Raw genomic sequence first — 12,553 nt, 5'->3', positions numbered from 1 at the left:
AGCTGTGAACAGGAAGGATGCGGGATATGAATAGTAAACAATTAATTCAAGAAGCAATCGAAGCGCGTAAACAAGCGTACGTACCATATTCAAAATTTCAAGTAGGTGCAGCATTATTAACGCACGATGGAAAAGTATATCGTGGCTGTAATGTTGAGAATGCATCATATGGCTTATGCAACTGTGCAGAAAGAACTGCTTTATTTAAGGCAGTTTCTGAAGGGGATAAAGAGTTTGTAGCTATTGCGGTTGTAGCAGATACAAAACGCCCAGTACCTCCTTGTGGAGCATGTCGACAAGTTATGGTAGAATTATGTAAACAGGATACGAAAGTATACCTATCAAATTTACATGGTGACGTTCAAGAGACGACAGTCGGAGAATTGTTACCAGGAGCATTTTTAGCGGAGGATTTACATGAATAGAAAAGGTTATAAATCAGGTTTTGTCTCTATTATTGGCAGACCGAATGTTGGGAAATCTACATTTTTAAATCGTATTATCGGCCAAAAAATTGCCATTATGAGTGACAAGCCACAAACGACTCGTAATAAAATTCAAGGCGTATATACAGAAAATGATTCACAAGTAATTTTCATTGATACACCAGGAATACATAAACCGAAACATAAACTAGGTGACTTCATGGTGAAGATGGCTCAAACGACATTGAAAGAAGTTGATATTGTTCTGTTTATGGTCAATGCAACTGAAGGATTTGGTCGTGGTGAGGAATTCATTATTGAGAAATTACAAGAAACGAAACAACCGGTATTTTTGGTAATTAATAAAATTGACCAAGTTCATCCAGAGCAATTATTAGAGTTAATTGATCAATATCGTAAACTACATGAGTTTGCAGAAATTGTACCAATTTCTGCATTAGACGGTAATAATGTAGAAGCGTTAATTGGAGCAATTAAAAAATATTTACCAGAAGGACCGCAATACTACCCAGATAATCAAGTAACGGATCATCCGGAGCGATTTATTATTGCAGAGCTTATTCGTGAAAAAGTACTACATTTAACACGTGAAGAAGTGCCACATTCTGTAGCGGTTGTTATTGATGCAATTCAGAAGCGTGAGGGCGGTGCAGTTTATATAAATGCAACGATTGTTGTTGAACGTGCGTCACAAAAAGGAATTATTATTGGGAAACAAGGGAAGATGTTAAAAGAAGTCGGGAAACGAGCTCGTTTTGATATTGAAGCACTTCTTGGTTCTAAAGTATTTTTAGAGGTATGGGTAAAAGTACAAAAAGATTGGCGCAATAAGATGTCTCAGCTTCGTGATCTTGGTTTCCGCGAAGACGAGTACTAAAATAAAGTAAGGCTGTAATCAGTGGATGTTTGCTCATCCGCTGATTATTGGTTTTTGTAAACTTTAATAAATTAGGAAAAATTTTTCTCACATGAAAATGGACAAAATGGGTCAATTTAATAACAAAGGAAATTGGTTTATAGGCTACGCTTATTGAGAAAGGTGGATTCTTATGCTAGATTTTACCTGGAAGTTTTTCTCCAAAACAGGAAGCATTGAAACGTATTTGCTTTTAAAAGAGATGGAAAAAGACGTAAACGATGAGATGGATCAACATGATGAGGAGCTAGCGCATCTAGACTCTCCAATTTCTTGACCCGTTTTGTTCAAACCTTGGATGGTGACGAACATGTTTCAAAAAGTTGAGGGCATCGTTATCCGTACGACAGATTACGGAGAAACGAATAAGATTGTTACAATATTCTCAAGAGAATTCGGTAAGATAAGTGCAATGGCAAGAGGAGCGAAAAAACCGAAAAGTCGGTTAGCATCTGTTTCGCAACTTATGACACATGGGCATTTTCTTATTCAAGTGGGATCTGGGCTTGGAACTTTGCAACAAGGCGAGATTATTTCAACTATGAAAGAAATTCGCGAGGATATATTTTTAACTGCTTATGCATCATTTGTTGTTGAGTTAACTGATAAAGCAACAGAAGATAAAAAACATAATCCGTACTTATTTGAAATGTTATATCAAACGTTGCATTATATGTGTGAGGGTGTTGATCCAGAAGTATTATCATTAATTTATCAAACGAAAATGCTTCCGGTATTAGGGATGCGCCCGTATTTTGATACATGTGCGATTTGTCATCAAGAAACAGATTTTGTCGCCTTCTCTGTCAGGGAAGGCGGTTTTCTGTGCTCACGTCATGCGGAGCAAGATCCGTATCGTATACCGGTGGGAGAAGCTGTACATAAATTGTTACGTCTTTTCTTCCATTTCGATTTACATAGGCTCGGCAATGTATCAGTGAAGGATAGCACAAAAAAACAAATGCGCTTAGTATTGAATACATATTATGATGAATATTGCGGAATTTATTTGAAATCAAGACGTTTCCTAGAGCAACTTGATAAGTTTCAAATATAATTTGGGGCCGTATACGGTCCTTTTTACATACTTTCTTTTTCGAATAGCATATTTAGTATATAATATTTAAGAGATAGTATAACTTTTTTCGTTGTGCATTAAAGGTGGTGATTATCATAGAGCTGAATAAACGGCAAGAACATATCATTCAGATTGTAAAAGATCACGGTCCTATTACAGGGGAGTCAATTGCTGCGCAATTGGGTTTAACACGTGCAACGCTAAGACCAGACTTAGCAATTTTAACGATGGCTGGTTATTTAGAAGCGCGTCCACGCGTAGGTTATTTTTATACGGGGAAAACTGGGGGGCAGCTATTATCTGAAGCTGTTAAGAAAATTAAAGTGCAAGATTATCAATCTAGACCGGCTGTAATTGATAAAAATGTATCAGTATACGATGCAATTTGTACGATGTTTTTAGAGGATGTTGGTACATTGTTTGTTGTAGATCAATCTACACTATTAGTTGGTGTTGTGTCTCGAAAAGATCTATTAAGAGCTAGCTTAGGGAAGCAGGATTTAACCTCTCTTCCGGTTAATATTATCATGACAAGGATGCCAAACATTGCCATGTGTCGTAGAGAAGATTCTTTATATGATATTGCGATGGAATTAATAGAAAGACAGATTGATGCGATGCCGGTTGTGAAAGATACGAAGCAAGGTTTAGAAGTAATTGGACGAATTACAAAAACAAATATTACACGTGCGTTTGTAAACCTAGTAAATAACGAATAAGTGTAATTTGTTTAAAGTGAGGTAATGTAATGGATAATAAAATCGTATATGTCGTATCTGACTCTGTAGGAGAAACGGCTGATTTAGTTGTTCGAGCAGCAATGGGGCAATTCCCATTTGCTCCTGATATTAGACGTGTACCGTATGTAGAAGATACAGGGACATTAAAAGAAGTGATTTCGATTGCTAAGAGTAATCAAGCGCTTATTTGTTTTACGTTAGTAAAGCCGGAAATGCGCCAGTATTTAGTGAAAGAGGCTGCAAAAGAAGGGGTAGAGGCATACGATATTATCGGACCTCTTATCGATCAAATTGAAGAAATTACAGGGCAAGTGCCGAGATATGAGCCGGGTGTTGTTCGTAGATTAGATGAAGAGTACTTTAAAAAGATTGAAGCAATTGAGTTTGCTGTAAAGTACGATGATGGTAGAGATGCACGAGGTATTTTAAAAGCGGATATCGTGTTAATTGGAATTTCACGTACATCAAAAACACCACTTTCTCAATACTTAGCTCATAACAAACGGTTGAAAGTTGCCAATGTGCCGCTTGTACCAGAAGTGGATCCACCTGAGGAATTATATCAAGTGGCAAAAGAGAAATGTTTCGGTTTGAAAATTACACCGGATAAGTTAAATCATATTCGAAAAGAACGATTAAAATCACTTGGATTAAGTGACGGCGCAACATATGCCAATATTAATCGTATTCAAGAAGAGATTGATCACTTTGAAGCAGTAATTAGTAAAATAAATTGTCAAGTAATTGATGTATCGAATAAAGCGATTGAAGAAACAGCAAATATTATTGTGAATGCAGTGCAAAACCAAAAAATGTTTTAGCACATTTACCGAAGGTGAATGTGCTTTTTTCGCTCATATGAAATACGATACTTGTTGGATTAGTAATAGATTATAGCGGAGTGGTTATACTTATATTCTTCTGTTTTTTTATTATGTGAAAAGCATGGTTTAGTTATCCTAAAGTAGAAGATGAAAAAATAAAGGGATATGTAGCGTAGTTGAAGAAAATATATTATAATAAAAAATTGTGATAAAAACCTATATTTTACGTTTAGACTTTAATTTTTCAGAATAAACTAGGGATAGGATTTACAAAAAAGACATGTAATTACATTAAATCGACAAAATCTATACAAGAAAACGCACATTATGGAAGGATTCACAGAAGGGATGTAGAATACAGAAATATGCAAAACATCAATAACGTATTAGTTGATGCAGATGCATATCCCGTGAAGGATGAGATTGTGCAAGTTGGAACTGAATTTCATGTCGAAATTGTGTTTGTCGCATCGTATACTCATCGTTCAAGAAAACAGCAAGGCAATTGGATTTATGTAGATTCTGGACAAGATGAAGTTGATTTATATCTATCAACTTGCAAAGGTAACAGATCTCATGATCATACAGTATATGAGGCTTGCTAGTCTTCTTGTAAAAAAGGTGTATATGTATTGTCTTCAAGAGGTGCATTTGTAATAGATGAGCATATGAATACAATTTTATATAGTAGTATGTATCTGCGAAGTTACGCAGACAAAGGGCCTATATAAGAGGTCCAAAGTCGTTTACACAATGTGATCGACAATACTTTCTAACAAGTTTAGAAAAAATATTGTCGAATTATAAAGGAATTTTTTAATTTATATCGAATACAAAATACGACACGGAGATGGAGTTATGGGCAACAGAATTCCCGAAGAAGTTGTTGAACAGATTCGGACGTCATCCGATATTGTAGAAGTGATTGGTGAATACGTTCAACTTAGAAAGCAGGGACGTAACTATTTCGGCCTTTGTCCATTTCATGGTGAGAATTCTCCTTCATTCTCTGTTTCATCTGATAAGCAAATTTTTCATTGCTTCGGATGTGGAGAAGGTGGAAATGTATTTTCCTTTCTAATGAAAATGGAAGGACTTGCTTTTACCGAGGCTGTTCAAAAGTTAGGTGAAAGAAATGGAATTGCGGTTGCAGAGTATACATCAGGGCAAGTACAACAAGAAGACATATCTGATGACACTGTCATCATGCAACAGGCTCACGAACTTTTGAAAAAGTATTATCATCATTTATTAGTAAATACGGAAGAGGGAAATGAAGCACTTTCATATTTATTAAACCGTGGTATTACGAAAGAGATGATTGAGAAGTTTGAAATTGGTTATGCATCACTTGCTTGGGATGCTGCAACGAAAATTTTACAAAAAAGAGGTTTATCGCTGTCTAGTATGGAACAAGCCGGTCTTCTAATAAGAAGTGAGAAGGATGGTAGTCATTATGATCGCTTCCGTGGAAGAGTTATGTTTCCAATCCATACGTTACAAGGTAAGGTGATAGCGTTTAGTGGAAGGGCTTTAGGAGATGACACTCCGAAATATTTAAATAGCCCTGAAACACCGATTTTTCACAAAAGTAAATTGTTGTATAACTTCCACCAAGCAAGGCCGTTTATTAGAAAGCGTGGGCAAGTAGTCCTTTTTGAAGGGTATGCCGATGTACTAGCTGCGGTAAAGAGTGGTGTGGAAGAAGCTGTTGCGACAATGGGAACAGCTTTAACTGAAGAACAAGCAAAACTTCTGCGACGTAACGTTGAAACTGTTGTTCTTTGCTATGATGGTGATAAAGCAGGACGAGAAGCGACGATGAAAGCAGGGCAATTACTGTTAAAAGTTGGTTGCCAAGTGAAAGTCACATCCTTGCCAGATAAGCTTGATCCTGATGAATATGTGCAACAATATGGGACAACCGCTTTTGAAAATCTTGTGAAATCAAGTATAAGTTTTGTTGGTTTTAAAATAAATTATTTGCGTTTAGGGAAAAATTTGCAAGATGAGTCTGGCAAAGAAGAATATGTGAAAAGTGTTTTAAAAGAGTTGTCGTTGTTACAAGACGCGATGCAGGCAGAATCATATTTGAAGTCGTTATCGCAAGAGTTTTCTTATTCAATGGAAACACTTTTGAATCAATTGCACCAATATCGCAAAGAACAAAAGGTACAGCAAAAACAAATAAAGCAGGTTTCTAAGCCGTCTCAAGTTGTTCAAACAAAACCGAAGTTAACAGGTTTTGAAAGGGCAGAAAGAGAAATTATTTATCATATGTTGCAAAGTGCAGAAGTAGCCGTTCGCATGGAATCCCATATAGAAGATTTTCATACAGAAGAACATAAAGGGATTTTATATGAACTATACGCATATTATGAAAAGGGAAATGAACCTTCAGTCGGAACATTTTTAAGTTGGCTCTCTGATGAAAAGTTGAAAAACATTATCACTGATATTTCGACGGATGAATTTATTAATCCAGAATACACAGAAGAAGTGTTACAAGGCCATTTAGAGACGCTTAGACGTCATAAGGAAAAACTTGTAAAGATGGAAATCATCTTTAAAGTAAAACAGATGGAAAAAACAGATCCTGTAGAGGCTGCTAAATATTATGTAGCATATTTACAAAATCAAAAAGCGAGAAAATAGCTTTTTTGGTAAAGATTTAGTATAATGAATGTTTGTATCTCGCGTAAGGAGGGGAACAGATGGCTGACAAACCAGCTCGTTCTAAACAAATTGAAACTGAAATGACCCTTGAGCAAGTGAAAGAACAACTCACTGAGGTCGGAAAAAAACGTGGCGTTCTTACATATGAAGAGATCGCAGAACGCATGAATGGATTTGAAATTGAATCCGATCAAATGGATGAATACTATGAATATTTAGGTGAACAAGGGATTGACTTAGTTGGCGATAACGACAACGAAGAAGGTCCTAATAATCGCCAAATTACAAAAACGGAAGAAGAATTCGACCTTAATGATTTAAGTGTGCCACCAGGTGTGAAAATCAATGATCCTGTTCGTATGTACTTAAAAGAAATTGGTCGCGTTGACTTACTATCCGCTGAAGAAGAAATTCGACTTGCGACGCGTATTGAAGAAGGCGATGAAGAAGCAAAACGCCGTCTTGCGGAAGCGAACTTACGTCTTGTAGTAAGTATTGCAAAGCGTTACGTGGGCCGTGGTATGCTTTTCTTAGACTTAATCCAAGAAGGAAATATGGGTCTAATTAAAGCGGTTGAAAAGTTCGATTATCGTAAAGGTTTCAAATTTAGTACGTATGCAACTTGGTGGATTCGCCAAGCAATTACACGTGCGATTGCAGACCAAGCGCGAACAATTCGTATTCCAGTTCATATGGTTGAAACGATTAATAAGTTAATTCGTGTACAACGTCAATTGTTACAAGATTTAGGACGCGAACCATCTCCTGAAGAGATTGGTGAAGAAATGGATCTTGCGCCAGAAAAAGTACGCGAAATCTTAAAAATTGCACAGGAGCCAGTTTCTCTTGAAACACCAATTGGTGAAGAAGACGACTCCCATTTAGGTGACTTTATTGAAGACCAAGAAGCAACATCGCCTGCGGACCATGCAGCGTATGAATTGCTAAAAGAACAATTAGAAGATGTGTTAGATACACTAACAGATCGTGAAGAAAATGTTCTACGTCTTCGTTTCGGTTTAGATGATGGACGAACTCGTACGCTTGAAGAAGTTGGGAAAGTATTCGGCGTAACGAGAGAACGTATCCGTCAAATTGAAGCGAAAGCACTTCGCAAATTAAGACATCCAAGTCGTAGTAAGCGTCTTAAGGATTTCTTAGAATAGGCTAACTTTAAGTTTACTTCACTTTTGTGAAGTAAACTTTTTTATTTTGTTAATTTTTGTTAAAATTTAGCTATCGGCAACGATTACAATTTCTTGTAATTTATTTTACAGAATTGTCTTTTGATTTGCAAATGCTCATTTTTCGATTTTTCGATTAATTTTGTTTATTCTATACAAAAAAATATGTAGAAAAGCGAAAAATATGATGAGAAACGTTAATAATTATCGAAATAATAAGCGATATAACAATAAAAAACAATAAACTGAATTTATGGAATATTTTCAACAAGTGATAGTTTACTCTTTTCGGATAGAGCGTTTTCAAGTACAATGGAAATGACTGAATCATCTAACTATTTAGGGGTATAGAGGGGGGAGAAGAGATATGAAACGTAATCCGCTGATTCCGTTCGCTCTTATTGCAGCATTAGGTATTATCGTTATGTTTGTATTTTCATTTCAGGGGCTAAATAAATCTAAAGAGTTAGCTGATACAAAAAATGGCGGGAAGCCAGCGCAAACAGCATCAAAGCCAGAGGATATTGTGAAGCAAAGCTGTACGAGCTGCCATGGCGATCAGTTACAAGGGGCGGTAGGGCCTAATTTACAAAAAATTGGTGGAAAACTTTCAAAGGATGAAATTAAAGAAATTCTTTCGAAAGGAAAAGGAAATATGCCGCCAAATTTAGTTCCAGCTGATCAAGCGGCTAAAGTAGCTGATTGGCTATCTAAGAAAAAATAAGGTTCCATAAAACAAGCCTTTTGCTTTTGCAAAAGGCTTGTTTTTCTATACTTTCTAAAATACGATGAGTAATAGAGAATGGAATTGTTGTTATGGGCTTGCAACAACTACTATAAATTCATTATCATGGAGACAGACTGACAAGAGAAGGAGTAATGGAAATACATGAATGAAGTAAAGCTTTCAAAACGATTAGAAGAAGTTGTGCGCGAGATTCCAGTAGGATCTACAGTAGCTGATATTGGATCGGATCATGCGTATTTACCGTGTTATACAATTATAAATAATATTGCTACAAAAGCAGTTGCAGGAGAAGTTGTAGATGGGCCGTTTCGTTCTGCGCAAGCAACTGTAGCTGAAAGTGGCTTACAAGATAAAGTAGATGTTCGTAAAGGGAATGGATTAGAAGTAATTACACCAGGGGAAGTAGATGTAATTACAGTTGCTGGTATGGGTGGAGCACTAATTCGTGACATTTTAGAAAGTGGTAAAGAAAAGTTAGAAGGTGTAACACGTTTAATTTTACAGCCGAACATTGCAGCACATCACATTCGTGAATGGTTTATTGAAAATGGCTGGGAGCTTATCCGTGAGAAAATCGTAAAAGAAGACGGGAAAATTTACGAAATTTTAGTTGGGGAACGAGGAAATATTGCAGCACCTTACTCGGATAATAAACAAGCTGAATTATTTATGGGTCCATTTTTAATAAAAGAAAAAGGTGAGGCTTTTGTTGAAAAGTGGGAAGGAGAATTGAAAAACTTCCAAAATATCTTAAAACAATTAGAACGTGCAGCAGATTCTGAAGAAACAAAAGCGAAACGTGTAGAAGTAGAAGCGAAAATGAAAATGATAGGGGAGATTTTATCATGAGTAAAATTCCAAATGGCCATGAGGTTATTTCTTTATTTGAAAGTATGTACCCGAAGCATTTAGCGATGGAAGGGGATAAGATTGGCCTGCAGATTGGGGCGCTTAATAAACCTGTGCAGCACGTATTGATCGCTTTAGATGTAACGGAGGAGGTTGTAGATGAAGCAATTCAATTAGGTGCGAATGTCATTATTGCGCATCACCCTTTAATTTTTAATCCGTTAAAAGCGATTCATACAGAGAAAGCGTATGGGAAAATTATTGAAAAGTGTATTAAGAATGATATTGCCATTTATGCCGCTCATACAAATGTAGACGTCGCTAAAGGTGGAGTAAACGATTTACTCGCTGATGCGTTAGGATTACAAAATACAGAAGTATTAGCTCCAACATACGCAGAAGAAATGAAAAAAATTGTTGTGTTTGTGCCAGTAACTCATGCAGAAGAGGTTCGTAAAGCATTAGGAGACGCAGGTGCGGGTCATATCGGCAATTATAGCCACTGTACGTTCAGTAGTGAGGGAGCAGGCACGTTTGTACCTCAGGAGGGAACAAATCCTTATATCGGGGAAACTGGGCGGTTAGAACGTGTGGAAGAGGTACGTATCGAAACGATAATTCCAGCTTCACTACAAAGAAAAGTTATGAAAGAGATGTTGGCAGCTCATCCATACGAAGAAGTGGCATATGATGTATATCCTCTTGATAATAAAGGTGAAACGTTAGGGCTTGGAAAAATAGGCTATTTACAAGAAGAAATGACACTTGGACAGTTTGCTGAACATGTGAAACAATCCTTAGACGTGAAGGGCGCAAGAGTTGTCGGCAAGTTAGGTGATAAAGTGCGTAAAGTTGCTGTACTTGGTGGGGACGGTAATAAATATATAAACCAAGCGAAATTTAAAGGGGCAGATGTATATGTAACAGGTGACATGTATTATCATGTCGCTCATGATGCGATGATGCTCGGTTTAAATATAGTTGATCCAGGACATAACGTTGAAAAGGTAATGAAGCAAGGTGTGCAAAAGCAACTGCAAGAAAAAGTAGATGCGAAAAAATTCAATGTACAAATTCATGCTTCGCAGTTACATACAGATCCATTCACATTTGTATAAGAAAAATAAAAACCGTTGCTCATGTAGGCAACGGTTTTTATTATTGTTCTTTTTTCACTTTTACACGAGGTAAGATTTTTTGAAGTGGTACTTTTCGAATTCTTTCCCACGTAGCCGGATTCATTGGGTCATATTGATCTAAGAAAGCGATAACCTCTTTTGTAATTGGTGTTGGAGTAGAAGCACCTGCTGTAACAGCTACGTTTTCTACACCTTGTAGCCATTCTAATTGAATTTCACTTACATCCGCAACACGGTAAGCTTTCGTACCAGCAATTTCTTGTGATACTTGCGCTAAGCGATTCGAATTGTTACTTTTTGGATCACCAACAACGATTGTTAAATCTGCAACATCCGCTTGTTTAGCTACAGCTTCTTGACGAACTTGAGTTGCTAAACAAATTTCCTTATGGAATTCTGCTGTTGGAAATTTTTTCTGAATGTCCTCCATTAAATGTTGAACATCCCATTGACTCATCGTTGTTTGATTCGTAACTAAAATTTTATCCGTTGGGATTTCTAATGTTTCTAAATCATCCGCTCTTTCGATAAGGTGAACGATATCAGGTGCAATACCAACCGCGCCTTCTGGTTCTGGATGGTTTTTTTTGCCGATATAAATGACATGATATCCTTCAGCTTTTTTTGCTTCAATAAGGTCATGTGTTTTTGTAACATCTGGACAAGTTGCATCGATTGTCGTTAAACCTTTTTCTTTTGCACGTTGTTTAACTTCAGGAGAAACACCGTGAGCAGTAAATATAACAGTACCAGAATCGATTTGATCTAAAATATCTAAGCGACTTGGTCCGTCTAACGTAATGATTCCATCTTCTTCAAAAGCGTCTGTAACATGTTTATTGTGAACAATCATACCTAAAATATAAATAGGTCTCGGTAATGATTTATCTAATGCAGCGTTACGTGCAATTACCATTGCATCGACAACACCGTAGCAATAACCACGAGGGGAAATTTTAACAATTTTCATATGAGTAATCCTCTCCTTCTAAACAAGGGATACTTTTGTGCATAGTCCTTTACATTATAAAGGAGGAGAGGATAGAAAACAAAGGATTGTTACACATATAGTTTGGGTTTTGTTGCTATTTTTTGAACAGGCTCCTCTCGTACTTCTGTTTCTATGGCTGGCTCAATCACTATTTTTTTTCTTTTTCTTTTTTTTTGTGGAGGAGGGGGAGTTGCTACCTCAACCTTTTCTGTTAGATCTTCAGTTTGATCTTCTTCCGTACTTTTTCCAGAGGTGAGGATTTTAACAATGCTTGGTAGGTTACGCATAATGGGACCGTACTGTTCGACGACAGGGCTTACAGATTGAACGACTTGTGATACTTTTTCGATATTGTTTATCATATTAGTTGGATTCGAAATTAAATTCGAAAAAAAACTGCCGATGCCGCTGCTAGATGCTGCTGTAGTGGCTGCACCGCCGCGCGTTTCGTTTGATTCATACATTTGAGGGGGAATCATTTGCTCTGGATACTGCTGCATGTATGGTTGATATTGCTGTGAGTATTGATGCGGGTATTGTTGTTGGTATTGTTGTTGGTATTGTTGTTGGTATTGTTGTTGGTATTGTTGTTGGTATTGCTGTTGATATTGGGGTGGCTGTTGTTGGTGCATCATTGGCGGCTGTCCTTCTATTTGTCGATAAGGCGGAACCATTTGCATGAAAGGTTCGGTTGGATCGTGTTTTTTAAAGAGTTTAGCAAGGAACCCTTTCTTTTTTTGTGCCATCGGTGGTAGTTGTGGAATGGGGTATGGTGTATAAGGTTGTTGGCCTGGATTCGGATACATTTGCCTTACGGGAGATTTTGGAAACATGTGAGAAATCCTCCTTTCTTCAGTTAGGTATATACACATACAATATGCAATAAGAGTGAAGAAGGTTAGTTTTTGAAGTAAAAACCTAAACTAAAGATGGATTTTACTTGTAGATTTCGATATAATGTA

The 12,553-nt window shown here is 36.9% G+C and carries 14 protein-coding genes; 12 read left to right on the top strand and 2 right to left on the bottom strand.

Annotation, left to right across the window (positions count from 1 at the left end):
* Nucleotides 1-26 precede the first annotated feature (26 nt).
* The 12 genes from JDS98_RS15780 (at nt 27) to JDS98_RS15725 (ending at nt 10,579) form a co-directional block, all read left to right on the top strand.
* Nucleotides 27-425, top strand: coding sequence for a cytidine deaminase (locus JDS98_RS15780; protein ID WP_001086291.1), 399 nt, complete (start codon nt 27-29; stop codon nt 423-425).
* Nucleotides 418-1,323, top strand: a complete 906-nt coding sequence (era, locus tag JDS98_RS15775; protein WP_001080234.1) for a GTPase Era — start codon at nt 418-420, stop codon at nt 1,321-1,323. The genes JDS98_RS15780 and era overlap by 8 nt, the downstream gene beginning before the upstream one ends.
* A 172-nt stretch (nt 1,324-1,495) precedes the next feature.
* Complete coding sequence (locus JDS98_RS15770; RefSeq protein WP_000883923.1) at nt 1,496-1,639, top strand: YqzL family protein; 144 nt, start codon at nt 1,496-1,498, stop codon at nt 1,637-1,639.
* Nucleotides 1,640-1,672: 33 nt separating this feature from the next.
* Nucleotides 1,673-2,419 (top strand): DNA repair protein RecO, encoded by a 747-nt coding sequence (gene recO, locus JDS98_RS15765; RefSeq protein WP_000487005.1) that lies wholly within the window; start codon nt 1,673-1,675, stop codon nt 2,417-2,419.
* A gap of 107 nt (nt 2,420-2,526) precedes the next feature.
* A complete protein-coding gene (locus JDS98_RS15760) occupies nt 2,527-3,159 on the top strand; it encodes a transcriptional regulator CcpN (RefSeq protein ID WP_000583755.1) in 633 nt (210 codons plus the stop codon).
* Between the two features lie 29 nt (nt 3,160-3,188).
* On the top strand, nt 3,189-4,001 hold the full coding sequence (locus JDS98_RS15755) for a pyruvate, water dikinase regulatory protein (RefSeq protein WP_000368950.1): 813 nt from the start codon (nt 3,189-3,191) through the stop codon (nt 3,999-4,001).
* 368 nt (nt 4,002-4,369) lie between these two features.
* Entirely contained in the window at nt 4,370-4,609 is a 240-nt protein-coding gene (locus JDS98_RS15750; protein WP_002039621.1) for a DUF188 domain-containing protein, read from the top strand.
* 253 nt (nt 4,610-4,862) lie between these two features.
* Nucleotides 4,863-6,659, top strand: a complete 1,797-nt coding sequence (dnaG, locus tag JDS98_RS15745; protein ID WP_000528230.1) for a DNA primase — start codon at nt 4,863-4,865, stop codon at nt 6,657-6,659.
* 59 nt (nt 6,660-6,718) lie between these two features.
* Nucleotides 6,719-7,846, top strand: a complete 1,128-nt coding sequence (gene rpoD, locus JDS98_RS15740) for an RNA polymerase sigma factor RpoD (RefSeq protein WP_000764067.1) — start codon at nt 6,719-6,721, stop codon at nt 7,844-7,846.
* A 385-nt stretch (nt 7,847-8,231) separates the two neighbouring features.
* Nucleotides 8,232-8,588, top strand: coding sequence for a cytochrome c550 (gene cccA, locus JDS98_RS15735; protein WP_000828151.1), 357 nt, complete (start codon nt 8,232-8,234; stop codon nt 8,586-8,588).
* Nucleotides 8,589-8,753: 165 nt separating this feature from the next.
* Entirely contained in the window at nt 8,754-9,461 is a 708-nt protein-coding gene (locus JDS98_RS15730) for a tRNA (adenine(22)-N(1))-methyltransferase (RefSeq protein ID WP_085450590.1), read from the top strand.
* Nucleotides 9,458-10,579: a Nif3-like dinuclear metal center hexameric protein gene (locus JDS98_RS15725; RefSeq protein ID WP_087970628.1), complete on the top strand. Its 1,122-nt coding sequence runs from the start codon at nt 9,458-9,460 to the stop codon at nt 10,577-10,579. The genes JDS98_RS15730 and JDS98_RS15725 overlap by 4 nt, the downstream gene beginning before the upstream one ends.
* A 40-nt stretch (nt 10,580-10,619) precedes the next feature.
* Here the strand turns inward: JDS98_RS15725 and JDS98_RS15720 are convergent, their stop codons facing one another.
* Together JDS98_RS15720 and vrrA are read right to left on the bottom strand one after the other, a co-directional pair.
* Complete coding sequence (locus tag JDS98_RS15720) at nt 10,620-11,570, bottom strand: 4-hydroxy-3-methylbut-2-enyl diphosphate reductase (RefSeq protein WP_000706652.1); 951 nt, start codon at nt 11,568-11,570, stop codon at nt 10,620-10,622.
* 89 nt (nt 11,571-11,659) lie between these two features.
* Nucleotides 11,660-12,424 carry a VrrA/YqfQ family protein gene (gene vrrA, locus JDS98_RS15715; RefSeq protein WP_097958086.1) on the bottom strand — a complete coding sequence of 255 codons (765 nt, stop codon included), beginning with the start codon at nt 12,422-12,424 and terminating at the stop codon, nt 11,660-11,662.
* Between the last annotated feature and the right edge of the window lie 129 nt (nt 12,425-12,553).

This window comes from Bacillus cereus group sp. N11 (genome assembly GCF_016483605.1).
Lineage (GTDB): Bacteria > Bacillota > Bacilli > Bacillales > Bacillaceae_G > Bacillus_A > Bacillus_A toyonensis.
Note: the sequence above shows the minus strand (reverse complement) of the source record. Positions and strands in the feature narration are given on the sequence as shown.

Bases quoted from the DNA above. Each gene is read 5' to 3' on its own strand.
- JDS98_RS15780 (WP_001086291.1), top strand. From the start codon at position 27: ATGAATAGTAAACAATTAATTCAAGAAGCAATCGAAGCGCGTAAACAA.
- era (WP_001080234.1), top strand. From the start codon at position 418: ATGAATAGAAAAGGTTATAAATCAGGTTTTGTCTCTATTATTGGCAGA.
- JDS98_RS15770 (WP_000883923.1), top strand. From the start codon at position 1,496: ATGCTAGATTTTACCTGGAAGTTTTTCTCCAAAACAGGAAGCATTGAA.
- recO (WP_000487005.1), top strand. From the start codon at position 1,673: ATGTTTCAAAAAGTTGAGGGCATCGTTATCCGTACGACAGATTACGGA.
- JDS98_RS15755 (WP_000368950.1), top strand. From the start codon at position 3,189: ATGGATAATAAAATCGTATATGTCGTATCTGACTCTGTAGGAGAAACG.
- JDS98_RS15750 (WP_002039621.1), top strand. From the start codon at position 4,370: ATGCAAAACATCAATAACGTATTAGTTGATGCAGATGCATATCCCGTG.
- dnaG (WP_000528230.1), top strand. From the start codon at position 4,863: ATGGGCAACAGAATTCCCGAAGAAGTTGTTGAACAGATTCGGACGTCA.
- rpoD (WP_000764067.1), top strand. From the start codon at position 6,719: ATGGCTGACAAACCAGCTCGTTCTAAACAAATTGAAACTGAAATGACC.
- cccA (WP_000828151.1), top strand. From the start codon at position 8,232: ATGAAACGTAATCCGCTGATTCCGTTCGCTCTTATTGCAGCATTAGGT.
- JDS98_RS15730 (WP_085450590.1), top strand. From the start codon at position 8,754: ATGAATGAAGTAAAGCTTTCAAAACGATTAGAAGAAGTTGTGCGCGAG.
- JDS98_RS15725 (WP_087970628.1), top strand. From the start codon at position 9,458: ATGAGTAAAATTCCAAATGGCCATGAGGTTATTTCTTTATTTGAAAGT.
- JDS98_RS15720 (WP_000706652.1), bottom strand. From the start codon at position 11,570: ATGAAAATTGTTAAAATTTCCCCTCGTGGTTATTGCTACGGTGTTGTC.
- vrrA (WP_097958086.1), bottom strand. From the start codon at position 12,424: ATGTTTCCAAAATCTCCCGTAAGGCAAATGTATCCGAATCCAGGCCAA.